Annotated in this window: 22 protein-coding genes; 4 read left to right on the forward strand and 18 right to left on the reverse strand. The window is 66.4% G+C overall.

The genetic code is table 11. From position 1 onward, the window contains the following. Positions 1–30: 30 nt before the first annotated feature. Both ACSLUQ_RS12210 and ACSLUQ_RS12215 read right to left on the reverse strand, forming a co-directional pair. A complete protein-coding gene (locus ACSLUQ_RS12210; protein WP_461808686.1) occupies positions 31–840 on the reverse strand; it encodes an enoyl-CoA hydratase/isomerase family protein in 810 nt (269 codons plus the stop codon). After that, positions 833–1,552 carry a TetR/AcrR family transcriptional regulator gene (locus tag ACSLUQ_RS12215; RefSeq protein ID WP_417772259.1) on the reverse strand — a complete coding sequence of 240 codons (720 nt, stop codon included), beginning with the start codon at positions 1,550–1,552 and terminating at the stop codon, positions 833–835. The genes ACSLUQ_RS12210 and ACSLUQ_RS12215 overlap by 8 nt, the downstream gene beginning before the upstream one ends. Before the next feature lie 213 nt (positions 1,553–1,765). Here ACSLUQ_RS12215 and ACSLUQ_RS12220 point away from each other — a divergent pair, with 213 nt between their 5' ends. Further along, complete coding sequence (locus ACSLUQ_RS12220) at positions 1,766–2,233, forward strand: Rrf2 family transcriptional regulator (RefSeq protein WP_461808985.1); 468 nt, start codon at positions 1,766–1,768, stop codon at positions 2,231–2,233. Between the two features lie 206 nt (positions 2,234–2,439). On the opposite strand, the gene ACSLUQ_RS12225 is transcribed toward ACSLUQ_RS12220, so the two are convergent. From ACSLUQ_RS12225 to kynU, 8 genes are all read right to left on the reverse strand, one after another. Next, positions 2,440–3,639, reverse strand: coding sequence for an ABC transporter substrate-binding protein (locus ACSLUQ_RS12225; protein WP_417772258.1), 1,200 nt, complete (start codon positions 3,637–3,639; stop codon positions 2,440–2,442). Between the two features lie 192 nt (positions 3,640–3,831). Further along, entirely contained in the window at positions 3,832–4,803 is a 972-nt protein-coding gene (locus ACSLUQ_RS12230; RefSeq protein ID WP_417772257.1) for a branched-chain amino acid ABC transporter permease, read from the reverse strand. Between the two features lie 13 nt (positions 4,804–4,816). Then, positions 4,817–5,689 carry a branched-chain amino acid ABC transporter permease gene (locus ACSLUQ_RS12235; protein ID WP_417772256.1) on the reverse strand — a complete coding sequence of 291 codons (873 nt, stop codon included), beginning with the start codon at positions 5,687–5,689 and terminating at the stop codon, positions 4,817–4,819. 3 nt (positions 5,690–5,692) lie between these two features. After that, entirely contained in the window at positions 5,693–6,418 is a 726-nt protein-coding gene (locus ACSLUQ_RS12240) for an ABC transporter ATP-binding protein (protein ID WP_417772255.1), read from the reverse strand. Next, positions 6,415–7,188 (reverse strand): ABC transporter ATP-binding protein, encoded by a 774-nt coding sequence (locus ACSLUQ_RS12245; RefSeq protein ID WP_417772554.1) that lies wholly within the window; start codon positions 7,186–7,188, stop codon positions 6,415–6,417. Before ACSLUQ_RS12245 ends, ACSLUQ_RS12240 begins: the two co-directional genes overlap by 4 nt. A 110-nt stretch (positions 7,189–7,298) precedes the next feature. Further along, complete coding sequence (gene kynB, locus ACSLUQ_RS12250) at positions 7,299–7,925, reverse strand: arylformamidase (RefSeq protein ID WP_461808687.1); 627 nt, start codon at positions 7,923–7,925, stop codon at positions 7,299–7,301. A 24-nt stretch (positions 7,926–7,949) separates the two neighbouring features. Next, the gene (kynA, locus tag ACSLUQ_RS12255) at positions 7,950–8,807 is read right to left on the reverse strand and encodes a tryptophan 2,3-dioxygenase (RefSeq protein ID WP_417772253.1); all 858 of its coding nucleotides are present in this window, start codon (positions 8,805–8,807) and stop codon (positions 7,950–7,952) included. Continuing rightward, the gene (gene kynU, locus ACSLUQ_RS12260) at positions 8,804–10,039 is read right to left on the reverse strand and encodes a kynureninase (RefSeq protein ID WP_461808688.1); all 1,236 of its coding nucleotides are present in this window, start codon (positions 10,037–10,039) and stop codon (positions 8,804–8,806) included. Before kynU ends, kynA begins: the two co-directional genes overlap by 4 nt. 193 nt (positions 10,040–10,232) lie before the next feature. Between kynU and ACSLUQ_RS12265 the strand changes: the two genes are divergently transcribed. Together ACSLUQ_RS12265 and ACSLUQ_RS12270 are read left to right on the forward strand one after the other, a co-directional pair. Further along, the gene (locus ACSLUQ_RS12265; RefSeq protein WP_461808689.1) at positions 10,233–10,940 is read left to right on the forward strand and encodes a GntR family transcriptional regulator; all 708 of its coding nucleotides are present in this window, start codon (positions 10,233–10,235) and stop codon (positions 10,938–10,940) included. A 132-nt stretch (positions 10,941–11,072) separates the two neighbouring features. Further along, positions 11,073–12,455, forward strand: a complete 1,383-nt coding sequence (locus ACSLUQ_RS12270) for an L-serine ammonia-lyase (RefSeq protein WP_461808690.1) — start codon at positions 11,073–11,075, stop codon at positions 12,453–12,455. A 105-nt stretch (positions 12,456–12,560) separates the two neighbouring features. Here ACSLUQ_RS12270 and ACSLUQ_RS12275 read toward each other — a convergent pair whose 3' ends face one another. From ACSLUQ_RS12275 to ACSLUQ_RS12310, 8 genes are all read right to left on the reverse strand, one after another. Then, positions 12,561–13,874: an HlyD family type I secretion periplasmic adaptor subunit gene (locus ACSLUQ_RS12275; protein ID WP_461808986.1), complete on the reverse strand. Its 1,314-nt coding sequence runs from the start codon at positions 13,872–13,874 to the stop codon at positions 12,561–12,563. Continuing rightward, positions 13,861–15,753: a type I secretion system permease/ATPase gene (locus ACSLUQ_RS12280; protein ID WP_461808987.1), complete on the reverse strand. Its 1,893-nt coding sequence runs from the start codon at positions 15,751–15,753 to the stop codon at positions 13,861–13,863. The genes ACSLUQ_RS12275 and ACSLUQ_RS12280 overlap by 14 nt, the downstream gene beginning before the upstream one ends. A gap of 14 nt (positions 15,754–15,767) precedes the next feature. Further along, the gene (locus ACSLUQ_RS12285; protein ID WP_417772249.1) at positions 15,768–16,463 is read right to left on the reverse strand and encodes a hemolysin; all 696 of its coding nucleotides are present in this window, start codon (positions 16,461–16,463) and stop codon (positions 15,768–15,770) included. A 116-nt stretch (positions 16,464–16,579) separates the two neighbouring features. Further along, positions 16,580–19,189: a TonB-dependent receptor gene (locus tag ACSLUQ_RS12290; RefSeq protein ID WP_461808691.1), complete on the reverse strand. Its 2,610-nt coding sequence runs from the start codon at positions 19,187–19,189 to the stop codon at positions 16,580–16,582. Between the two features lie 138 nt (positions 19,190–19,327). After that, entirely contained in the window at positions 19,328–20,326 is a 999-nt protein-coding gene (locus ACSLUQ_RS12295; protein WP_461808692.1) for a FecR family protein, read from the reverse strand. Between the two features lie 152 nt (positions 20,327–20,478). Further along, positions 20,479–20,985 (reverse strand): sigma-70 family RNA polymerase sigma factor, encoded by a 507-nt coding sequence (locus ACSLUQ_RS12300; protein WP_417772246.1) that lies wholly within the window; start codon positions 20,983–20,985, stop codon positions 20,479–20,481. Between the two features lie 196 nt (positions 20,986–21,181). Then, a complete protein-coding gene (locus tag ACSLUQ_RS12305; RefSeq protein ID WP_461808693.1) occupies positions 21,182–22,264 on the reverse strand; it encodes an ATP-binding protein in 1,083 nt (360 codons plus the stop codon). A 4-nt stretch (positions 22,265–22,268) separates the two neighbouring features. Then, positions 22,269–22,952 (reverse strand): response regulator, encoded by a 684-nt coding sequence (locus ACSLUQ_RS12310; RefSeq protein WP_417772244.1) that lies wholly within the window; start codon positions 22,950–22,952, stop codon positions 22,269–22,271. Positions 22,953–23,114: 162 nt separating this feature from the next. Here ACSLUQ_RS12310 and ACSLUQ_RS12315 point away from each other — a divergent pair, with 162 nt between their 5' ends. Next, entirely contained in the window at positions 23,115–24,296 is a 1,182-nt protein-coding gene (locus ACSLUQ_RS12315; RefSeq protein WP_461808694.1) for an efflux RND transporter periplasmic adaptor subunit, read from the forward strand. Positions 24,297–24,300: the final 4 nt, after the last annotated feature.

Raw genomic sequence — 24,300 nt, forward strand, 5'->3', positions numbered from 1 at the left:
CCGAAAGGCCGTTCGACCTGTATTTCCGCCCTAGGCACGCCGCGCCGAGGTGAATTCCGCCATGCGCGCCAGGGTCTCCGGCCTGCCGATCAGCGACAGAAACCCCTGCCGCTCGCGCTCCAGGGCCTCGGCGACACGGGCGCGACGGGCCGGCGTCCATACCGCCGCGCGCGTGGCGTGCAGGCTGCCCGCGTCCATCTTCGACAGTTCGGCGACCAGCGCGCGGACTTCGCTGTCCAGCCGTTCGGCCGTGCAAACCCGGCTCGCCAGACCAAGCGCTTCGCACGCCTCCGCCGACAGCCGCGTGTTGAGATATTGCACCTCAAGCGCCCGCGCCGTTCCGATGCGCTCCGGCAGGAGCGCGGTCCAGCCTCCGTCGGGGGCAAACCCCATGACCCCGTAGTAGGGCTGGAGGAAAGCCTCCCGGCTCATGATCACCATGTCCGCGGCCAGCACGAAGCCCGCCGCTCCTCCGGTTGTCGCGCCATTGACGGCGGCAATCACCGGAGCGGGAAACGACAGCAGATCGAGGATCGCCTGGTTGAGCAGCCCGACGATCTCCTGCGCATAAGCGGCAAGGCCCTCCGGCGTGCGGGCATGGTCCTGGAACGCGGCGACATCTCCGCCAGCCGAAAAGGCACGGCCTTTCGCCGCAAGCACAAGGGCGCGCGGCCCGGCGTCGCGCGCGGCCGCGATTGCCGCGCGCAGCTGGTGCAGAAGTTCCGGGATCAGCGCATTGCCCCGGCCCGGCCGGTCGAGAACGATCCGGGCGCTCCCGCCGGCAAGCTCGAGATGCGCCAGGGACGTCGCCCCACGCGCCCGCGTCGGCGCCTCAGCCATCGTCGCCCCCCGCAGGCCCACGCCCGCAACGCAGGCCGTTTTCCAGCAGGTCATGAGCCGAGGCGACAAGATCGTCGATCGCGGCCCCTCCCTCGAAGACCACCTGATATTCGCCCAGCGAGCGGGCAATGCCCATCAGCGTCCATGCGCGGATGGTGGCGTCACCCGGGCGCAGTTCCCCCGCAGCGGCGGCCTTTTCGAGGCCGGCGCGGTAGCCCTCGGCGAACGTTCGGAAATAGGCGCGATAGGCGGCGGGATCGACAAACTGCGCTTCCTGGACGATGCGATAGAGTTCCGGGTGCGTCGACACGAAGGTGAGGAACGCGCGCAATCCCTCGCGCTCGGCCGCGAGCCGGTCATCAAAGCCGGCGGTCGCCTCATTGATCACATGACGCAACATCCGCCCCATGTCGGCGACAAGTTCCGAGAACACCTCGTCCTTGCTGGCGAAGTAGATGTAGAATGTCCCCTGGGCAACGCCGGCCTCGCGCGTTATCGCGCCGATCGATGCCTCGCTGTAACCCTGCCGGCCGATGACGGTCTCCGCCGCCGACAGGATTGCGCGCCGCGTTGCTTCGCCGCGCGCCGTCTTCGGGCGCGGGGCAGACGTGTCACCGCCAGCCTCCGGCGCATCCGCGCGCCCAGCCGCCGCCACGTCCGCCGGCTTTCGCCTTCCCGGACGCCCGGACGCCCCTCCCGTGCTCCCGATCACGACGCTTCCTCCTCCTAAACATGAATTATGATTCATAATTCATGTCATGCCGGAAAATTGCAAGCCGAAACCCGTCCTGCGCCGGATTGCCGAGGGTTCGACGCTACAACGGCCGCCGCCTGCCGCGTGAAAATTAAAACATGACAATAAGATGCATGTTTTTTTGCGAAACCCCCGTTGACGTAGCGCGCCCCGCGACGCATATCTATGAGCATGCGCCTCACTCAGCAAACCAACTATGCCGTCCGCACGCTCATTTACTGCGCGGCGAATCCCGATACCCCGAGCCGCGTCGCCGATGTCGCCGCGAGCTTCGAGATGTCGGAAGCGCACCTCTTCAAGATCCTGAAGGTGCTTGTCAGCAACAACTTCGTCCGGACGATCCGCGGGCGCAATGGCGGTCTGATGCTCGCCAAGCCGGCCAGCGAGATCACGGTGGGACAGGTTGTGCGCGCGGCCGAGGAGAGCTTTCTTCTCGCCGAGTGTTTCGATTCGGGCCGGCGTGACTGCCCGCTGATCACCTCCTGCGGCTTCAACGGGCTGCTGCACGAAGCTCTCGAAGCGTTCATGACGGTGCTTGATGCCCATACGATCGCCGAGCTTGCCGAGGACCGCCACGAAATCCGCTTCCTGCTGAAGATGGACGAGGCGATGGAAATGGGCGCGGCCGCGACCCAATAGGCCGCACGCCCAACTTGCACCGACCCGACCGGCGCCTTACCCGCGCCGGTTTTTTTGTGCGCGCGCGCGTTGACCGCGGGTAGAACGAAAAATGGCGGCCCCCGTTTCGGGGGCCGCCGTCAGCTCTCGGCACTGCATTCCTCCACGCGAGGCGGAGGCAACCCCCGCGCCGTCCCCCCACAGGAGGTCCGGCGCGGGAGCGGGCATCACTTCATCTCGGTGACGAGCTCGAAGCCCTTGTCGGTGACCTTGAACAGGGCATAGCTGCCCGGAACGTCGCCGTTTTCATCGAAGTTGTGATCGCCGGCCGCGCCCTTGTAGTCGATGGCCTTGCCGGCATCGATCAGCTCCTTGGCCTTGGCCCATTCGCCCGGCAGGATCGGCTCGCCTTCGCCGTTGCTGACCGCACGCAGAGCCTCGTGGACCTTCGCCTTGTCACCACCGGCCTTCTCGATGGCAAGCGCCATCAGGAAGGTTGCGTCATAAGAGGTGGTGACGAAGATGGCGTTGGGATCGCCACCGGCCTCGGTGAAGGCCTTGCTGAACATCTCCAGCGCATCGGACTTCTCGCCGACCGGCGAGGAGGCGAAGAAGGTCGTCAGGTTCTCCGCGCCGAGTTCCTTGATCGGAGCGTCGGACTTCATGCCGTCGGCGCCGACGAAGTTCTCGAAGAACCCGTTCTCCAGCGCCTGGCGCAGCATGGTCAGGCCGGAGCCGTCACCGTAGTCGAGGATGACGAGCGTGTCGGCACCGCCCGACGCAAGCTCGGCCAGGTTGGAGCGGTAAGAGGCCTTCTCGCCCTCGTGGGCGGCAAAGCCGGCGATCTCGCCGCCCTTGGCCTCGAACTCCTCCTTGAAGGAGTCGGCCAGTCCCTTGCCGTAGTCGTTGTTCAGATAGGCGACGGCGACCTTCTTGGTGCCGCGCTCGAGCAGCGTGCGCGCCAGCGCCCGGCCCTGGTAGTCGTCCGAGGACACGGTGCGGAACACGGTGTCATTGTCCTTCAGCGACGTGATCTCGGGCGAGGTGCCCGACGGCGAGATCGCCGTGATGCCGGCCGGGATGGTCACCGAGTTGGCGGCCGCCAGGACCGCGCCCGAGCAATACGGGCCGACGATGCCGACGACACCCTCGATGTTGACCGCCTTGGTCGCGGCGTCGGTGGCGTTCTGCGGGTTGCAGGCGCTGTCGCCGACCACGGCCACAAGCTTTTCGCCGTCAAGTACACCGCCGGCGTCATTGACCTGCTTGAGGGCAAGATTGGCCGCATCGATCATCGACGGAGCCATGGCCGCGATCGGGCCGGACACGCCGCCGAGAAGGCCGATCTTCACATCCGCCTGGGCAGGCGCGGCAAGCGCCGTCGCGCCGAGAAACGCGGCCGCGAGAGCAGCATGAAACTTGGTCATCACTCACCTCCACATATTGTCATTGTCCCCGCCCGCGCGCCCCGCGAAGGGGCCGCGCGCGGTCCGCGGAGCCGCCACAGAGTGTGTCGGCTTCCGAAGTTCCGAGGCCGGCGACCCGGGTTCGCCCCTGTGGGCGCAAATCCCCGGGTCCGACCGGCCGTGCCGCAGTTTCAACCGAAACGTGCGAAGGCTTCAAGGCCGGTCTGGCTCATGCGCGGCGCCGGGCGGCTCAGCTCGCTTCCCGCTCGGCTCGGGCAGCAGCCCCTCGGGACGGAAGCGCAGCACGACCTGCAACATCAGTCCGATCAGGAACATGCGCAGATACTTGGCCTTCACCGCATAGTCGGCCGGCAACTGGTCGGTGACGATCTCCGACATCGACCAGATGATCCAGATCACCGCGACGCCCAGGATCGCGCCGCGGTTGTTCCCCGACCCGCCGAGGATCAGCATGATCCACACCAGGAAGGTGGCAACCATCGGATCGATCGCCTCGGGCGTGATCGTGCGGTTGAAATGGGCGAACAAAGCACCGCCGAGGCCCATCAGCGCCGAGCCGAAGATGAACGCCTCGAGCCGGCGGAAGGGCACGTCCTTGCCCATGGCGCGCGCGGCGTCCTCATTGTCGCGGATGGCCCGCATCATGCGCCCCCAGGGCGAGGCGATCTGCCGCTCGACGAGCAGGTAGGCGACCAGCAGGATGCCGCCGACCATGGCGAGATAGGCCACCTGCGACCAGAAGTAGGAGAGATCGGCAAAGGGGTTGGGGATCCCCGTGATGCCGCGCGCGCCGCCGGTCAGCCAGCCCTCGGACTTGATGACGAGGCGGATGATCTCGGCGACCCCGATGGTGGCGATCGCCAGATAGTCGGAGCGCAGCCGCAGACAGATCTTGCCGATCGGCCAGGCGATGAGGCTGGCGGCCACCATCGCGCCGATCCAGCCCACCGGCGCCGGCAGCCCGAAGCCGCCGATGCGGCTTGCGACCTCGGGCGAGGTCAGGATCGCCGATGTATAGGCGCCGACGGCAAAGAAGCCCGCGATGCCGGCGTTGAAGAGGCCGGTGAACCCCCACTGGATGTTGAGACCCAGCGACAGCAGCGCGTAGATGCAGATGAAGATCGCCATGTAGACGGCGTAGTTGAGGAGTCCGAACCATTCCATCGTCGTTCCCCCCTTAAAGGACCTTGCCCTTGAGCAACCCGGTCGGGCGCACAACGAGCATGATGAGCAGGATCGCGAAGGCGGTGGCCGCCTTGTATTCGGTCGGGAGAACCAGCGTCGACATTTCCTCGGCGATACCGACGATGAGACCGCCGAGAACGGCGCCCTCGACCCGGCCGACACCGCCCAGGATCGCGGCTGCGAACATCGGCAGCAGCATGGTCCAGCCCATCATCGACTTCAGTTCGTAGTTGAGGCCGAGGAAGACGCCGGCGGCCGCGCACAGGCCGCCGACGATCACCCAGGTGAGGATCACGACCTTGCGGTTGTCGACGCCGGACAGGAGCGCCAGGTCCGGATTGTCGGACATGGCGCGCATGGCCTTGCCCCACTTGCTGTACTTGAGGAAGAGCTGCAGGCCCGCGACAAGCCCGATCATGGCCAGCACGGTGACGATCTCGCGGTCACGGATGCGCAGGCCGAACCAGTTTTCAGGCCGGGTGATGCCGCGGGTGTAGGTCTCCGAATCGACCCCCCACACGACCTGCACCACCGAGCGCAGCATCAGCGCGACGCCGAGCGAGGCCATCACGGTGACGATCTTCGGCCGCTCGCGCAGATAGGCATAGAAGGTCTTGTCGATGAAAACGGCGACAGCCGCCGTCAGCGCCATGGTGACCGGCAGAGCCACATAGGGCGAGACGCCGGCGACGCTCACCATGCCCAGCGCCAGGAAGGCGCCAAGGGTGGCCAGATCGCCATGCGCCAGATGCGCATACCGCAGGATCGCGAACACCAGCGTGATGCCGACCGCGCCCAGCGCATAGATCGAGCCGACAACGATGCCGGGCACCAGGTAGAAATTGATGATCTCGAGCGCGCCCATCGCTCAACCTCCCAGGAACATGGCGGCGACGTCGCGGTCGGCCAGAAGCTCCGCCCCCGTGCCTTCGTGCCGGTTGGCGCCGGAGGCAAGCACGTAGCCGCGGTCGGCAAAGGCCAGCGCCTGCTTTGCGTGTTGCTCCACCAGGAGAATGGTGACGCCGGTCTCGCGCACGTCCCGGCAGATCTGGAAGATCTGCTCCATGTACTTGGGAGACAGGCCCGCCGTCGGTTCGTCGAGCAGGAGCAGCTTGGGCTCAAGCATCAGCGCCCGGCCCATGGCCACCATCTGCCGCTGTCCGCCCGAGAGATTGCCGGCCAGCGCGCGCCGGCGCTCCTTGAGATCGGGGAACAGGCCGTAGACCCGGTCATAGGCCGCCGACAGATCGCCGGAGCGCAGGAAGGCCCCCATTTCCAGGTTCTCGTGCACCGTCATCTCGCGGAAGACGTTGTTGACCTGGGGCACGTAGCACACGCCCGCCTCGACGATGCGGTTGGGCTCCATTTCGGTGATGTCGGTGCCGTCGACGCTGATCGTGCCGTCGCGCACGTTGAGCAGGCCGAAGATCGCCTTCATCGCGGTCGACTTGCCGGCCCCGTTCGGACCGACGATGACGACGATCTCGGCCCGCGCTGCGCGGATTGTCACGCCTTGCAGGATGTTGGCATCGCCATAGCCGCCGAAGACGCCGCGCATGTCGAGGATATCGCCCATATGGACAAAGCTGTTCATTCGCCAGCCTCCGCGACCGTCTCGCCGAGATAGGCCTCAAGCACCCGCGGGTCGGATCGCACGGTCGCGAAGTCGCCCTCGATCAGCACCCGCCCCTCGGCCATGCAGATCACCGGATCGCAGAGTTTCTCGATCATTTCCATGTCGTGCTCGATCAGGATGAAGGTGTAGCCGCGCTCCTTGTTGAGGATCGCGATCTTCTCCTCCAGCTTGCGCAGCAGCGTGCGATTGACGCCGGCGGCGGGCTCGTCGAGGAGCACCAGCTTCGCATCGGTCATCATGGTGCGACCGAGTTCGAGAAGCTTCTTCTGGCCACCGGACAGATTGCCGGCCCGCTCGTTGGCGAGATGCGAGAGTTCCAGAAAAGCCAGCGTTTCCTCGGCGCGACGGCGCACCTCGGTCTCATCGCGCGCGACACGCCCCCACGCCAGCCAGTTGGCGAGCAGGCTCTCGCCGGCCTGTGACGGGGGAACCGTCATCAGGTTTTCCAGCGCGCTCAGGCGATGAAATTCATGGGGGATCTGGAAGGTGCGGACCAGACCGCGGTGGAAGCGCCGGTCGGTCGAGAGGCCGGTGACGTCCTCGCCCAGATAGCGGATGCGCCCCGCGCTCGGCGGAAAGGCTCCCGCGATCAGATTGAAGAGCGTCGTCTTGCCCGCGCCATTCGGTCCGATCAGGCCGGTGATGGCTCCCTCGTCGACGACAAGCGAGCAATGGTCGACGGCTCGGAACCCGCCATAATCCATGACGAGCCCGTCGACCTCGAGCATATGCGCGTGTGCGCTCATGATTTCCCTGTCTCCCCGCCTTTTTCCGTCCGTGCCTCTTTGATCGGGCATCGGTTCGGACAGCTTCCCTCGACATTTTGACGTCGCGGCTTTCAGACTCGGCGCAGGACCGCCCGCACCGGTGCCGCATCGAGCCCTTCTAGCTTCAATGGCGGCGCGATCAACTCATAATCCCCGAATTCGACGCCCTCGAGCGCCAGATTCTCCAGAATCCTCATGTCGTTCCGCAGGAACGCCATATGCGACGGCAGGTCCTTCGAGGTCTCGGGATCAACCGAAGGCACGTCGACGCCGACAAGGCGCACGCCGCGTTCGGCCAGCATTTCAACCGTTTCGGGAGCAAGCGCGCGAAAGCCGTGCGGCCAGCGATCGGGGTCAAGCCCGTCGGCCAGACGCAACAGGATGCGCGCCGGCGCGCCCTCCAGCGCCGGCAGCAGTGCCTCGGGCCGACACAGCGGCCCCTCGCCACGCGCATCGATCAGCCGGGCCGGGCCGATATAATCATCCAGCGAGAGCTCGTCGATCGAGGCCCCGTCGGCGGCGTAGTGAAGCGGCGCGTCGGCATGGGCGCCGCAATGGGTCGACAGCGACACCTCGGTGACATTGACCGGGCAGCCCGGAGAGATGGCGAAGGTGCTGGTCACCTTGTAGGGCGCATCGCCCGGAAACACCGCCGCGCCCGGGCGAAGCGGCGGCGTGATGTCGATCAGTCGCGACATTTCTCTCCCCTCCTCCCGCCAGCCTCACATGTCGGCGCGGATCTCCCAGAGCTCCGGGAACAGCACAACCTCGAGCATCCGCCGCAGATAGGGCACGCCCGACGTGCCGCCGGTCCCGCGCTTGAAGCCGATGACCCGCTCGACGGTGGTGACATGGTTGAAGCGCCAACGACGGAAATAATCCTCGAAATCGACCAGCTTCTCGGCAAGCTCGTAAAGCGGCCAGTGTGTCCTGGGATCGCGGTAGACCGCAAGCCAGGCCGCATGAACGCTCTCGTTCTTCACATAGGGCTGAGACACGTCGCGGTTCAGGTGGTCGGCGTCGATGGCAAAGCCGGAGCGCGCCAGCGTGCGGATCGCCTCGTCATAGATGCTGGTATCCTGGCGGATCTCCTCGAGCCAGGAATGCACGCCTTTGACATGGGCGTGCGGACGCATCATCGCCGCGTTCTTGTTGCCGGCCAGGAATTCGATCGCCCGGTACTGATACGACTGAAAGCCCGAGGACTGGCCGAGCGAGCTTCTGAAGTCGGTGTATTCCGAGGGCGTCATGGTGCGCAGCACCTGCCAGGCGCCGGTAAGCTGCTCGAAGATGCGCGCCATGCGGCTCAGCATCTTGAAGGCCGGCTGCACCTCGCCCGCGGCGATGCTCTTCTTGGCGGCGAGAAGCTCGTGGATCGCGAGCTTCATCCAGAGCTCCGACGTCTGGTGCTGGATGATGAACAGCAGCTCGTCATGGGCGTCCGAAAGCGGCTGCTGCGCCGACAGGATCTTCGGCAAGGCCAGATAGTCGCCATAGGACATGCGACCGTCGAACGCCATTTCCGCACCGTCGTCGGCCGGATCGTAGGGAGACATCCCCGTCGTCCTTGCGTCGCTCATGTGACCTTGGCCTTCGCATGAAACTGCGGCTGGTCCCAGGCGCGTGTGTCCAGGACCTCCTGCAGGATCCCGCAGGCCCGAAGCACGTCGGCATGGGAGAGATACAGCGGCGTGAAGCCGAAACGCGCCACGTCGGGGGCGCGGAAATCGCCGATGACGCCGCGCGCGATCAGCGCCTGCATCAGCGCATAGCCGTGCTTGAAACGGAAGGAAACCTGCGAGCCGCGGGCCGCCGGATCGCGCGGACTTGCAAGCTCCAGATCCGGACAGCGGCGCTCGACCTCGCGGATGAAAAGCTCCGAGAGCGAGATCGACTTGGCCCTGAGCACCGTCATGTCGACATCGTCGAAGACATCGAGGGCCGCGTCGAGCGCGCTCAGAGACAGGATCGGCGGGGTGCCGACCCGCATGCGGCCGATGCCCTCGTCGGGGCGGAAGTCGAGGTCGAAGGCAAACGGAGCGCCATGGCCCATCCAGCCCGACAGCGCCGGAGCGACATGCGGCTGGTTGCGGGCGGCGACATAGAGAAACGCCGGCGCGCCGGGGCCGCCATTCAGATACTTGTAACCGCAGCCGACGGCGAAATCCGCGCCAGCCGCGTCAAGTTCCACCGGCAAGGCGCCGGCGGAATGGGCCAGGTCCCAGATTGCCAGTGCGCCGGCGGCATGGGCCTTGTCGGTCAGCGCCTTCATGTCGTGCAGGCGACCGGTGCGGTAGTCGACCTGGGTCAGCATCATCACCGCGACGCTGTCATCGATGGCGTCGGCGACGGCTTCCGGCTCGACGATCCGCAGTTCATGCCCCTTGTCGAGCATGTTGCGCAAGCCTTGCGCCATGTAGAGATCGGTCGGAAAATTGCCGCTGTCCGACAGGATCACCTTGCGTTCGGGACGCAGCGAGAGCGCCGCCGCCAGCACCTTGAAGACATTGATCGAGGTGTTGTCGCAGGCGGTCACCGTACCGGGAGCGGCACCGACGAGGCGCGCGATGCGGTCGCCGACGCGCTGCGGCAGGTCGATCCAGTTGTGCTCGTTCCAGGCGCGGATCAGGCTTTCGCCCCATTCCGTCTCCACTGCGTGGCGCATGCGGGCCGGCACGGCGGACGGCAGCACGCCAAGCGAGTTGCCGTCGAGATAGATCACCCCGTCAGGCAAGGTGAACGCCGCGCGCTTGGCCGCGAGCGGATCGTCGCGATCAAGCGCGGCGCAATCGACTTCGGATTGACCTGTCATGGCCGGCTGCCCTTCCTCACGGACGCGCCAACGCGGGCACGCCCTGGGTCTCCAGGGGCCCGGCGTCCGGCGCCGGACCTGTCTCAAGCAGGCTAGCAAGTCGAATTGCCGCGCTCAACCCTATTATATATAATCTGGATGATTATATTTTATCGCCCGCGATGATCGCGACCAGCCGACACACGGATCCGCCATGGCAAAGACCGACGATGCCGTCGAACGGCTGAAATCAGATATCTTGCGCTGCGAGCTTGCGCCCGGCGCGCCGCTGGTGGTCGCCGGCCTCAGCGCCCGCTACGGGCTCGGCTGGACGCCTTTGCGCGAGGCCCTCTCCCGTCTGGAGGCGGAGCAGCTGGTGATTTCCGAGCGCAACAGGGGCTATCGCGTCGCCCCCGTCTCGGCCGCCTCGATCCGCGACCTCCAGGTTGCCCGCCAGGCGGTCGAGGAGGCCTTGCTGACCCGCTCGATCGCCTCCGGGGACGCCGACTGGGAAGACCGTCTCGTCGCCACCCACCATCGCCTGTCGCTTGCCCCCGCGCTCGGCCCGAGCATCGGCGAGGCGGAGACCGCGCAATGGGAGACCGCGCACGACGCCTTCCACACCGCGCTTCTCGCCGCTGGCCAGTCGTCCTCGCTGATGCGCTTCCAGCAGCACCTCACCGAGCAGCTTCGCCGCCATCACCGGCACATGATCTTCGGTCCGGGCAGACAACGCGACCTCGACGAGCAGGCCCGCGCCGACTTCCAGGAGCTCCTTGCGCGAACCGTCGGTCTCCCCCATCACACCGCGATGATGGAGGCGACGCTCGCCCGCGACGCGCCCGCCGCCGTGGCGCTGCTGCGCGAGCACGTCGGCTTCTCGCTCGCCGTCTACGCGTTCCTGTGGCCCGAGGCCGGGTAGGCCGGGCGCAAGCCAACCAGCCAAAAACGACAGGAAGTTTTCACATTGCGTCCTTCCCGCCGGCTGCGCGTGACGCAAGCGGCAAAGCACGCCATGATCCGGGCCGGATCTGTCCGGGGAGGGAAAACATCCGTGTTCATCAGCGTGTTCGACATCTTCAAGATCGGCATCGGCCCGTCATCCTCGCACACGATGGGCCCCATGGTGGCGGCCGGGCGCTTTCTCGACGCGCTTCGCGCCGGCAAACTCCGGCCGGCGCGTTTCGCCGTCTCGCTGCACGGATCCCTTGCCTTCACCGGGAAGGGCCATGCCAGCGACCGCGCGGTCTGCCTCGGTCTTCTCGGCCATGATCCGGCGACCATCGATCCCGACACGGTCGAGGCCGAGATGGAGCGGCTCGCGCGCGAAAAGTGCGTCGACGTCGAGACGCTCGGCCCCGTCGCCTTCGATCCGGCGGTCGATCTCGTCTTCGACTACGGCCCTCCGCTTCCCGGACATGCCAACGGCATGATCTTCCGCGCACTCGACGAAAGCGGCGAAGCCTTGCTGGAAGCAACGCTCTATTCCATCGGCGGCGGCTTCGTCGTCGACGCGGCCGAGCTTTGCGCCCGCGACGACCTGATGCCCGACACGCGGGAGACGGGCGTCCCCTTCCCCTTCAGGACGGCGAAGGAAATGCTCGCCATGGGCGACACCTCCGACCTTTCGATCGCGGCAATGAAACGCGCCAACGAGGTCGCCCGCGAGCCGGGCGCGGATCTCGACGCCGGCCTCGACCGGATCTGGGAGGTGATGAACGCCTGCCTGCAACGCGGGCTCAACCGCGAGGGGATCCTGCCCGGCGGGCTCAAGGTGCGCCGCCGGGCGCGCGACATCCACCGCAAGCTCATGGACGAGACCGGCCGCAATCTTGCCTTCCAGCACACGGTGATGGACTGGCTGGGCGTCTACGCCATGGCCGTCAACGAGGAGAACGCCGCCGGCGGAACGCTGGTCACCGCCCCGACCAACGGCGCGGCGGGCGTCGTGCCGGCCGTCATCCGCTACTATCTCGACCACTGCCCGGACGGTTGCCGCGACGGCGTTCGCACCTTCCTGCTGGTCGCGGCCGCGGTTGGCGGCATCATCAAGGCCAACGCCTCGATCTCGGGAGCGGAGGTCGGTTGCCAGGGCGAGGTCGGCTCCGCCTCGGCGATGGCCGCCGCCGGTCTTTGCGCCGCGCTCGGCGGCACCAACACGCAGGTGGAGAACGCCGCCGAGATCGCTCTCGAGCACCACCTCGGCATGACCTGCGATCCCATCGGCGGACTGGTTCAGGTGCCGTGCATCGAGCGCAACGCCTTCGGCGCGGTCAAGGCGGTCACCGCTGCCTCGCTCGCCCTGCACGGCGACGGCGCCCATTTCGTGCCGCTCGACAGCTGTATCGAGACCATGCGCCAGACCGGCCTCGACATGACCGACAAGTACAAGGAGACCTCGAAGGGAGGGCTCGCGGTCAACGTGGTGGAGTGCTGAAGCGCCCCTCGCCGCGACAATTTCACGAGTTCCAGACTCACTTCAGCGTAAATTTTCGCAAGAAATTGCAGGAAACGCCGGCGTTTGGACACCTTCCGGGCATGCCTAGTCCTCGCGGAAGGTTCGGGCGATCTGGTCGGAGAGCGGTTTCACCAGATAGGAAAGCGCCGTGCGCTCGCCGGTGCGGATGAACGCCTCCGCCGGCATGCCGGGCACCAGTTCCAGCGCCCCCAGCCTTGCCAGCTCCTCCGGCGGCACGGAGATCCTGACCAGATAGTAGGAAACTCCCGTGCGCTCCTCATGGGTCAGGTCGGCGGCGATCCGGGTGACCGTCCCCGAAAGCTCAGGCGTGGTGCGCTGATTGAAAGCCGACAGCCTGAGCACCGCCTTCTGTCCGATGCTGAGCTGGTCGATATCGCTGGGCGCGATGCGCGCGTCGACCGCAAGCCGGTCGCGGTCCGGCACGATCAGCATGGCGACGTCGCCCGGCGAGATCACGGCGCCGGCGGCATGAACCGAGAGCTGGTGCACGATGCCGGCCTGTGGCGCGATCATGTCGATCCGGCGCAACTCGTCCTCCGCCGCGACCCGGCGTTCGACGAACTCGCCGATCTGCGCGTCGATCTCGCGCAACTCCGCGCCCACCTCCGTCTTCAGGTCGCTGTCGATCTGGAGAATCTGCAGCCGTGCTTCCGATATGCGGCCGGCAGCCTGTGCCTGACCGGCGATGGCCTCGCCGCGCTCTCCGCCCAGCCTCGCCGCTTCCCGGTCGAGCGCGTTGAGACGCTGGACACTGACAAGGCCACGCTCCTTGAGCCCGCGCAGGCCGTCGAGCTCCTGTTCCAGAACGGCGAGCCCCCGGTCAAAGGCGGTTTCCTGAGCCCTCAGCCCCTCGATCTCCTTTTCGAACTGGCTGATCCGCTCGCCGAGCTGCCCCTTCTTGCCTTCACGCGACCGCCTGCGGAAGGAAAAGAGCCGCGCCTCGCTCGCAAGCGTGGCGGCAAGCCCGGTTTCCGTCCCGGACCTCTGCACGAGCGCCTTGTCGAAAGTCACCTCGTGGAGGTCATCCCGTTCCGCCTCGAGCCGCGCCTTGCGAGCGCGCAGCTCGTCGAGACGCTTGAGCACGATGGCCAGCCGCGCGCGGGTCTGCGTCGCGTCAAGGCGGATCAGCGTCTCGCCCGCTGCAACGCGCTGCCCCTCGCTCACCAGCATTTCGCCAACGACGCCCCCGGTCGGGTGCTGGACCTTTTTCACGTAGGAGTCGACGACGAAGGTGCCGCTGGCGACCACGGCGCCCGAAAGGCTGGTCGCCGCCGCCCAGCCGCCGACGCCGACAACGAGAACCAGGCACACCAAAAGCCCGGCCAGCAGATGGCGCGATATCGAGCGCGACAGGCCGGCGACATCATTGTCCTGCATCATCGTCCTGCTCCCTGGCACCCTGCTCCTTGTCCCGGCGGCTGGCGGCTTCATCGCCCGTGTCCGCCTCACCCGATGCACCGGAGACGACGCGGAAAGGCGCCAGCGGCCGCCCCATGGGCCGGAATCCGGTCGCCACGGGCGCGCCAAATCCGCCCTTTTGCGCCACCGCCGGCGCGGCGTGCGACGGGCGGGCGACCTTTGCCAGCACCTCGTCGCGCGGACCGAAGGCCCGCGCCCGCCCTGCGTCCATCATCAGCACCAGATCGACGGCGCCGAGCGCGCCGGGGCGGTGAACGATGACGACCGCGATGCCGCCGCGCGCACGCACCCCCTCGATGGCCGCGGTGACGGCTGCCTCGCCTTCCGCGTCGAGATTTGCGTTCGGCTCGTCGAGCACGACGAGGAAGGGATCGCCGAAAAGCGCGCGGGCCAGGCCGATGCGCTGGCGCTGACCGGCCGAAAGCGCCGACCCCGCCTCGCCGACCTGCGTCTCGTAGCCCTCCTCCAGCCTGAGGATCATGTCATGGGCACCGGCAGCCCTTGCCGCCGCGACGACGGCCGCCGGCTCGGCACCGGGCACCAGGCGGGCGATGTTCTCCGCAATGGTGCCGTCGAAAAGATCTATGCCCTGCGGCAGATAGCCGATGTGACGACCGAGCGCTTCCCCATCCCAATGGGAGAGGCTCGCTCCGTCGAGCCTTACCTTGCCATTGGCGACGTCCCAGGCGCCGACAAGCGCCCGCGCCAGGCTCGACTTGCCGCTTCCGCTCGGCCCGACAATGCCCAGCGCACTGCCGGCGGAAACCGTAAAGCCGACACCGGCAACAGTGGGCTTGCGCGCGCCGGGAGGCACGATCGTCACGGCCTCCGCCTTCAGTTCGCTCTCCGGCGCGGGCAGCGGCATGAGCTCCCTCCCGGCCGGAACCAGAACCAGCAGTTCCTTCAGGCGCGCCCAGCTCTGGGTCGCCATCAGGAATGGCTTCCAGCTGCCGATGGCAAGGTCCACGGGAGAAAGCGCACGCCCCATCATGATTGAACTGGCGATCATCACGCCGGGCGAAACCTCCTGCTGGATGGCGAGCCAGGCGCCGACGCCGAGGATTGCCGACTGCAGCATCATGCGGAAAGACCTGGAAGCGCCTCCCAGGCCGCCGGCGACATCGCCGGCCCGTCGGTTGGCTGCAAGATAGGCTGCGTTCGCCTGCTGCCAGCGCCCGGCAAGACGGCCGGCCATGCCCATTGCCCAGACGGATTCGGCATTGCGCCGGGACGCCTCCATCAACGCGTTGCGGGTCATGCCATGGCGCATGGCATCGCGGGTCGGCCCGCGCGACAGCATGTCGGTGACGAGTGTCAGCGCCACCAGCACCAGCGCGCCGACAAGCGCCGTGACGCCGATCCAGACGTGAAACAGGAAGCAGATGCCAAGGTAGACAGGCATCCAGGGAAGATCGAAAAATGCCGTAGGCCCCTGCCCGGAGAGGAAGCCGCGCAGATTGTCGAGATCGCGCAAGGGCTGGAGCCCGTCGCCGGGAACGCGGCGGCGCAGCGGCAGGCGGATGATCGCCTCGTGCACGCGGTTCGACAATTGCCGGTCGACGCGCTCGCCGAGCCTGAGCAACACGCGCGCGCGCAGGATGTCGAGAACCGACTGGACCGCATAAAGTCCCGCCGCCAGCACGGCGAGGCCGATCAGCGTCGGGATGCTGCGGCTGGCGAGCACCCGGTCATAGACCTGCAGCATGAACAACGGCGCGGTCAGGGCGAGGAGATTTACAACCCCGCTGATGAGCGCTATGGACGCCATGCTTTGTCGGAGAGACGCAACCACCGTCGCAGCCAGAGGCTGCGACGGGGTCCGCTGTGGGGCTTGCAACACTACAGCGTGTCTCAGACGAAGATGAAGTCGGAAGCGTCAATGGTTCCGGTAAAGCCGACCAGCGAGATGGTGCTCGTCGTCGACCCGTCATTGTAGGAGATGACGTCGTTGACATTGTCGACAGCACCACCGTTGGCGGTGAAGTCGGCGAAGTCGCTGAAGCCCAGCCCGCTCAGGTCGATCAGGTCCTGGCCGTCCGCGAAGCCATCGATGCTGTCATCACCCCAGCCACCGTCGAAGACAAACGTGTCGACCCCGTCGAAGCCGTAGAACACCTCGTCGGCCGACGAGCTGGTCTGCTCGGTGCCCTGCTCGCCCAGATAGTCGTAGAAGGTGTTCAGGTTGCCGGTGTTCGACATGTAGTAGATGGCGTAGTTGAACGAGCCGCTGGTGGTCGCGCCCGACAGGTCGAAGCTTACCGACGCATCGATCGTGTAGCCCGAGCCGCTTCCGGCAAGATTGTTGCCGAAGACCAGGCTGTCGATGTCTCCGTTGAACCCGCCCGGAGCGCCATAGTCGAAGTCGCCATTGAGCAGGACGGCGGACTGGGACGTGCCGGCGTTGCCCGCGCCCCACTGGCTGTAGTCGTTGCTGGCGCCCGGTCCGGCGAAGAAGCCGTGGCTGTTGTAGGAATAGTTCGCAACCCAGGAGTTCTCCAGGTAGTCGAGCAGATCGGTCACGCCGTTGAGGTCGATCTTCACAGTCATGGTCGTTTCCTTGAGGCTGGCTCCGTGGCACCGGCGGGCACCGAGGGAGCGTCTTCAGATGTCCGCCGTTCGGCGAACCGGGGGGCGCGGCACCTTGGGTGGCGCCGCGAAGCTCGTCAGAACTTGACGTTGAAAGAGGCCGAGATCGTGCGGCCTGGCGCAGGCAGGGAATCCGCGCCAAGCGCGGGCACATAAGCCACGTCGGTGAGGTTGTTGACCCCGAAGCGCAGCTTCGCGTTGTCGTTGAACTTGAGCGATCCGTAGAGGTCGAAGAGGGTGTAGTCGCTGGTCACGTACCCCGATGCCAGCGAACCGATGGCCGGGTTCGTGCCGCCGACATGGTTCATCCGCGCACCCAGCGTCAGACGCTTCTCGAGCAGGCGCACCCCCGCATCAAGCGTCACCTTGAACTCCGGCGGCACGAAGATCACCGAAGGCTCCACCGGCCGCGACACGCCCTCGTAGGTGTAGGTGTTGCCAAAGTCGGTGTTGAGCCAGGTGAAGGCACCGCCGAGATAGTAGAGCCCGGCATCATAGCCGGCCTCGATCTCGACACCGCTCATCCGCGTCGTGCCGTCGATGTTCACATAGGAGCTGTATTCCTTGTTGAACTCGGCCCGGCGCACCGTACCCATGGAGATGTAGTCCTGGATCTCGCGGTAGAAGGCCACCGCCTTCATGCGGAACCCGTCCTCCTGGGAGAACATGCCGTCGCGCGAGATGTTGACGCCGACCTCGTAGGTATTGCCCCGTTCCGGCTTCAGATCCGGATTGGGCGCGTTGTCGACCGGCAGGGCGGGCGGCGGATGCCCGCCGGCGATCAGCGCTTCCATGACCGAGGGCGCCCGGTAGCTTTGCGAGAAGCGGGCGAAGGCCTGCAACCAGTCGAGGGGCTTGACCGCCACCATGGCATTGGGCAGCAACGCCCCGTCCGAGCGGTCCACCGAGACATCGGCGCCCGGGTGGACATTGGCCCAGGTGTATCCGTATCGGCGACAGGTGAAGCTGGTATCGCCAGGGTCGCAAGGCACCTGTGTGCGGACCGCGTTCCCGTAGATCGTCGTCGAGCCCCAAAGCTTCGAATGGTCGTAGCGCAGACCGCCCGACAGGGTCAGCCAGTCGTCATGCTCCAGCGTGACATTGGCGAAGCCGCTGACCATGGTGCGGCGACCGTTCGGATTGGCGCCGCTGAACCCGACCGACAGGTCGGCCCCGGAATCTCCGACAATGGGGTAGGCCGAGGCGAGATAATCGGCATCGGCCTGCGTGCTGCCGTCGTCGTGGAACATTTCCACGCCGTAGTTGACCGAAAGGGCCCCGAAAGCGATGTCGAAGCGGCTCGTGTTTTCAAGCGAGCCCCCCACCGTCGCCATCTTGTAGTCGACCGGGAAGAGAACGCTGGGATCGAGCACGTAGCCGCGAGTCTCGTCATTCGCCAGATGATTGTACCAAAGGCTCGCCTTCAGATCGACGAGGGCGCTCTCCGGGTTCCAGGCGAGATTCGCGACGATGGTGTTGTTGGTGATCTCCTCGGTATCCTCGTCGAAACCGTTGCCCGCGGAATAGGAGCCCTGACTCGATTCCGTCCGGTTGCGCATCCAGCTCAGGGTGAATTTCAGCGTGTCGCTGAGATCGGCCTCGCCCTTGAGGAAGGTGGTCACGACGTCCTGGCCGGTAAAGATGACGGTCTCGTCCACATAGGTGAAGTCGTCCATCAGCTTGACGGTGCCGTTCTTGCCGATGTCATAGGAGCCGACCTTCTTGTGGCTGACGCCGGCGATCACCGAGAACCGATCGGACACACGCGCCGCCGCCGTCACCGAACCGTCGAACTCGAAGGCGTTGGTTCCCGTTCCGACGCTCGCCTCGACACCCCAGGTGCGGCCCGCCTCGATCAGGTCGTCCGCCTCCAGCGTGCGGAAATTGACCGTACCGCCAAGCGCGCCCGCGCCGCCGACGCCGGAGGTCGCCGCCTTTTCCACGTCCACCTCGCGGACGAAGGCGGTGTCGACATAGGTCCGCTGGCTCGCGCCATGGCCGCTGCGCTGGAAGTTCTGCCGCGCGCCGTCGATCATGGTGACGACACGGTTCTGATCCTGCAGGCCGCGAATGTTGACCGCGATGCCCGGGTTCTGACCTTCGGAGCGGTTCACATAGACACCGGCGACCGTGTCGAGCAGGTCGCGGGTATTGCGCACCGGGGCCTGCTCGATCATTTCGCGCGAGACCACGCTCACGCTGGCGGGATCCGAATAGACCCAGTCGGGCGTGCCCTGGTAGCCGTAGCCCGAAAGGCTGGAGATGACGATGGGGGCCAGCCGGGTCGCATCGCCGCCACCGACATCGACCGTCCCCGGCGCGGCCGGGTCATAGACGATGACCGTACGGGCACCACCCGGGCGCCAGGCAAGACCGCTGCGCGCGAGCAGCCGGCCGAGCGCCTGGCCGGCAGTCAGCGCGCCCGAGATCGCCGGCGCGTCGAGGCCACGGGCAGCGGCCGCGTCCACCGAGACCTGCAGGCCGGCCTGCTGGCCGAACACGGCCAGGGCGCGGGGCAGCGGCTGGGCGGGAATATCGAACCGCGCGACCTGCGCCTCGGCGAGGCCCTCCCCCGCCTGCTGGGCCTGTGCCGGCAATACGCCGGTCAGTCCGCATGTCGAAACCCCAAGAAGCAACGCGCCGACCATGCGACGCCGCGCTCCCGCCCCACTCACCACAAACTGCATTGCCGTCCATCGCTCTCGTTGGTGACCCCGAGCTTGGCAGGCACGGCCCGCGAAGCTCCTCTCACTCAAGAGACGAAGCCGGCGGGCTTTTTTTCAGAGAAAAATACTCATGTTTTAATTGCGTTTAAAATCAATATCTTAAATAGATGACATGATCACGAGCCAGGGGCCCGCCTGCCTCAGAGTGGCGCCATGGGCAGCCGCGACCGCCTCCAGTGCGGCGACGGGATCCTCTGTCCTGAAGACACCGGTGACACGCTGGCGCGCGAGCCTCTCGCCGACGACCATGACGACGCCCGGATAGTAGCGGGCCAGGTCGTCGGCGACGCCGGCAACCGTTTCGTCGTTCACCGTGAGAAGCCCCTTGCGCCAGGAGGCGACGAGATCCGGCGAGCCTGTTCCACGCTCGACGTGTCCGGCAGCATCGATGCGCGTCCAGTCGCCGGGCAGGAGATCGACGCGGGAGCGTGGTTCCGCGCTCTTCGGAGCCACCGCGACCTGGCCACTGCCGACGGCAACGGCAACGCCGCCGGCGGCCAGGCCCACCTCGAAACCCGTTCCCAACACGGTTGTCTCGACACCCCCGGCATCGACGACGAAAGGCCGTTCGGGATTGCGCGTCACGTCGAAAAAGGCAACGCCCTGAAGAAGGCGCACGCGCCGCCGTTCCGGCTCGAACGCCACATCCAGCGCGCTGGCCGCGCCGAGAAAGACGGAGGTTCCGTCCTCAAGACGGATCTGGCGCAATTCGGCCGTTCCGGTGATGTGGTCGGCCGACAGCCAGACAAGAACCGCGGGGAGCAGGAAAACCGCGAGGCAGGCGGCAAGAGCGCACACCGCTCCGCCGGCAAGCCCCCGGCGCATCCATCGCCGAGGGCTTGCCGGCGGAGCGCCGCGCGCGGCAGGCGGAGGCGCCTGCGAAGCACTCCCGACCGGTGCCGCAACGTGACCGCTATTGGTCGGTCTGTCCGTTCCGGCGAAACGCGCGTCCGCAGGCAGTTCCCCAAGCATCTCCCAGACGCCGAGCGCTTCCGCATAGGCGTGCGCGTTCTCTTCGCAAAGCGCGCGCCAGACCTCGATACGATGCTGCAGTTCCCGGTTGTCCGGGTCGTCCTGCAAGGCGATGAGCCAGGTCATCGCCGCTTGCGCGCGGCCGTCTTTGTCGTCTCGCGGTTCGATCGCCGCCTCTCCCTTCTTGGCCGCAGCGCGGCACCCTCGCCCCGAGCCGTGATCGTTGCGCTGTCTAAACGATGGACGTTTGAACCGGCGGTTTTTTCAAGAATTACCGATCAGGATCGTTTCGCCAGACGTCTGCGGCAATGATCCAGCCCCTGAAACACAAGGGAATGGGCAAGCGATACGGAGATGTCCAGACGCACCGCGATCTCGCGCAGCTTCAGCCCCTCGAAGCGATGCAGTTCGAGGGCGAGCCGCGTGCGAGCCGGCAATTCGGAGAGGGCCTGCATGAGGAGATGGAGCTGTTCCTTGTGGGCAAGCTCATCCTCGATCGAGGGGCGGTCCTCGGCCGCGTCCTCAACCCCGAAGTCCGGGTCGAACAGGCGGACCTCGCCGGCGTTGCGCCGGCGCCAGTCGAGAGCGAGATTGCGCACAATGCGCAACAGGTACCCGACCGGCTCGTCGATCCGACGATCCGAGGCCACCCCGCCCATGCGGATGAACGCCTCCTGGACAATATCCTCGCCACGGGACCTGTCGCCCACGATCGATGCCGCGTAGTCGACAAGCCGCCTGCGGTGGAGCCGATATGTCTCGAGGTTTCCCTTGGCGAAACCCAACAGCCGTGTCTCCGGTCGCTGGCCCGGCGCGCCCGGGCTGGGCCTGGACTTTCTCCAGGCCTTCAGGGGAGATGGCTTTCGGCTACTCGCAAAGGTTTTGGTACTGGAAAGCGGCACGTCATGCAATGGCGCGCAACGCAGAGGCAGGCCCGCCAGAAGCCCGGCGCAGGGCGGGCGGAGCCTTGCAGCGCTTGGGCTAGGCATCGCGCGCCGGATCGGGCCACGTGGTCTTCACGAAGATCATTTCGAACAGAGCCCCACCTTCAGGAGCGGTCCGGTAGCGCAGGCGCCCGCCGTGCGCCTCCATGATGGCGCGCACGACGGAGAGGCCGAGGCCGTTGCCGCCCAATTCCCGCGAGCGGGCCGGGTCGCCGCGCACAAAGGGATCGAAGACCCGGGTGGTCGTCTCTTGCGAGAGCCCGGGCCCCTCATCGGCAACGCCGAGCACGACCGTTTCGTCGCGCGCGGTCACGGTGATCGTGATCACGCCTTTGATGGCATGACGCCGCGCGTTGGTGACGAGAGCCAGCAAGGCCTGGCGGATGCGCATCGCGTCCGCCAGAACCGTGAGGTCGGCCAGCTCGAGCTGCAAGCGGAAGCCGCCGGCACGCAGGTCGTGCGCCATCAGGTCCGCCATCTGCTCGATTTCCCGTGCGAGGCGGATCGGCTCAATGCGCAGATCCAGATGGCCACTGTCGGCAAGCGTCACCGTGCGCAAATCCTCGACCAGTCGAGCCAACCCGTCGACTTGCAGAACCAGTCCCTGCAGCGAGCGCTCGTCGGGCTCGAACACGCCATCGATCATGCCTTGCAGGCGCCCCTTCAGTATGGTGAGCGGGGTGCGCAGTTCGTGCGCGATGGTGGCATTCCAAAGGGCCATGTCGGCGGCCATGTCCTGCAGGCGTTGCGCCATCGTGTTGAAGTCGTCGATCAGACCAGCGGTCTCGCCAAGGGCCCGGTCGCCGGAAGAGGCACGCGCGGTCAGATCACCCGCGGTGATGCGTCGAGCGCTCCGGGCAAGCGTGTCCAGGGGCTCGAGGATCCGGCGCGCGAGGCGCACGGAGACCACCGCCGCGAGCGGCAGCGTGATGAGGATCAGCACGCCCACGATTGCAAAATCGACGGAGCTCAGCCCGCCCTCGGGCTCCGACATCGGGTAGAAGGCGACGATTGCCGTGTAGGCGAGATAGGTCCCGAAGAACACCAGCAATCCCGCCATTACGGTGATGGCTGACATGGCGACGAGAATTTGCCGGCTCAATCCGGTGCGCAGGCCCATCACGTCACGCCGAAAGCCGGTAGCCAACGCCCCGCACCCCCGGCAGCAGGCCGGCCGCTCCAGCCTGCTCAAGCTTCTTGCGCAGCTTGCTGATATGGCTGTCCACCGTCCGGTCGAGCGCATCGGAGCCCGGCAGGCAGGCGTCCACCAACTCGCTTCTGGTGAAGACCTTGGCAGGGTTCCGCGCCATGTGGGCAAGGATGCGGAATTCGGTGAGCGTCAGCGCAAGCGGAGCTGCCCTGGCGCCGGCCTCGAAGCTTGCCTGATAGGCGTCGAGGTCGATCGCGAGATCGCCGACCCGCAAGACGCCCGCCCCCGTCGCGAGCCCCGAGCGGCGAAGGACGGCCTTCGCACGGGCCACGACCTCGATCGGGTTGAAAGGCTTCACAACATAGTCGTCCGCCCCGATGCGAAGACCCTGAAGACGGTCGATGTCCTTGTCGAGGGCTGTGATCATGATGGCGGGCGTGTTTCCCCGGCGTCGCAGTTCCGCCAGGACCTCCCACCCGTCGAGGCGGGGCATCGTGACGTCGAGAAGGACAAGGTCCGGCTTCAACGCGAGGTGCAGGTCGAGCGCGGTGCGGCCATCTCGCGCCTGAACCGTTCGGAATCCCTCTCGCACGAGATAGGCGTCCAGAATCGCGGAGATCTCATCGTCGTCTTCAGCTATCAGAACGAGGGCTGTCATGTCGTTCTCCTTGAATGACGGATGCCACCTGACGCGGCCCGCGTCGAGCGCTCTCGCCCCTTCTCCATCAAGTCGCAACATTTCCTCCACACAGCATCAACACGGCGGATCGATAACGGCGAGGTCGCATGGAGCGACAGACCGTCTCGATGGATCACCGCCATGATGCGCTTTCGCCACCCCCTGCCGCTTGCTCTCCTCGCCGCCGCCGCGATGGCTCTTGGCTCGTGCACCGGCGCAGAAAGCCCGAAGTCTGACGGCGACAAGGGGCAAACGGAAGCAAAAGCCGCCCCCGTCCGTGTCTCTGTCCAGAAGGTGCAGCCGCACCGGGTGGTCGTTTATGACGAGTTGCCGGGCCGCGTGTCGGCTCTGCGGACGGCCGAGATACGCCCTCAGGTCACCGGCATTGTACAGAAGGTGATTTTCACGGAAGGGTCGGAGGTGGCGGCGGAGCAGCCCCTCTTCCAGATCGATCCCGCGCCGTTCGCCGCCGATGTCGAAGCGACCTCCGCAGTGTTGGCGCGAGCGGAGGCGGACCTCCTTAACGCCGCCTCCAAGCATGAACGGATCACGGCGCTCGCGGCCACCCGAACCGCGAGCGCTGCGGCGCTCGGCGATGCGACGGCTGAGCTGGCGCGGGCACGTGCAAGTGTCGCCGAGGCCAGGGCCAACCTGACACGCCGCAAACTCGAACTGGCCTACGCGACCGTCCGCAGTCCGATCGCAGGGCGCGTTGACCAAGCTCTCACCACCGAGGGAGGCCTCGCGTCCGTCGGAGCCTCGACCGCTCTCGCCGTCGTCCGACAGATCGACCGTGTCTATCTCGACGTCCGCCAGCCCTCGATACGTCGGGAACTGCTGGAGGAGATGCTCGAAAGCGGCCGGAGCGAGAATGCCGGCGGCCTTCCGGTCGACATTCTGACGATCACAGGAAAGCCCTACGACTTCCAGGGCAAGGTCCTCTTTTCCGACAGTACGGTGGATCCCGGCACGGGCAGCATCGCCATGCGCATCGAGGTGCCCAACCCTTCCCGCCATTTGCTGCCTGGCATGTATCTGCGCGCCCGGGTGCCCAGCGCCATCTATGCGAATGCGTTGACGGTGCCGCAGGAGGCCGTGCGCCGTGGTCCGTCGGGACGCGCGCAACTCACGATCCTCGGGAACGACAATACCGCCAGCAGCCGCGACGTCGAGCTGGGGGCGCTGGTCGACCGGCAGTATGTGATCCTGTCCGGCCTGAAGGCCGGTGAGACCGTGGTCGTGCGGGGGCAGGATCGCACAGAGGGAAGCGCTCCACTGGAGGTCGTCCCCTACCAGCCTGTCTCATCCAAGGCCGAAATCTGAGGAG

The sequence above is a fragment of the Stappia sp. ICDLI1TA098 genome (genome assembly GCF_054880955.1).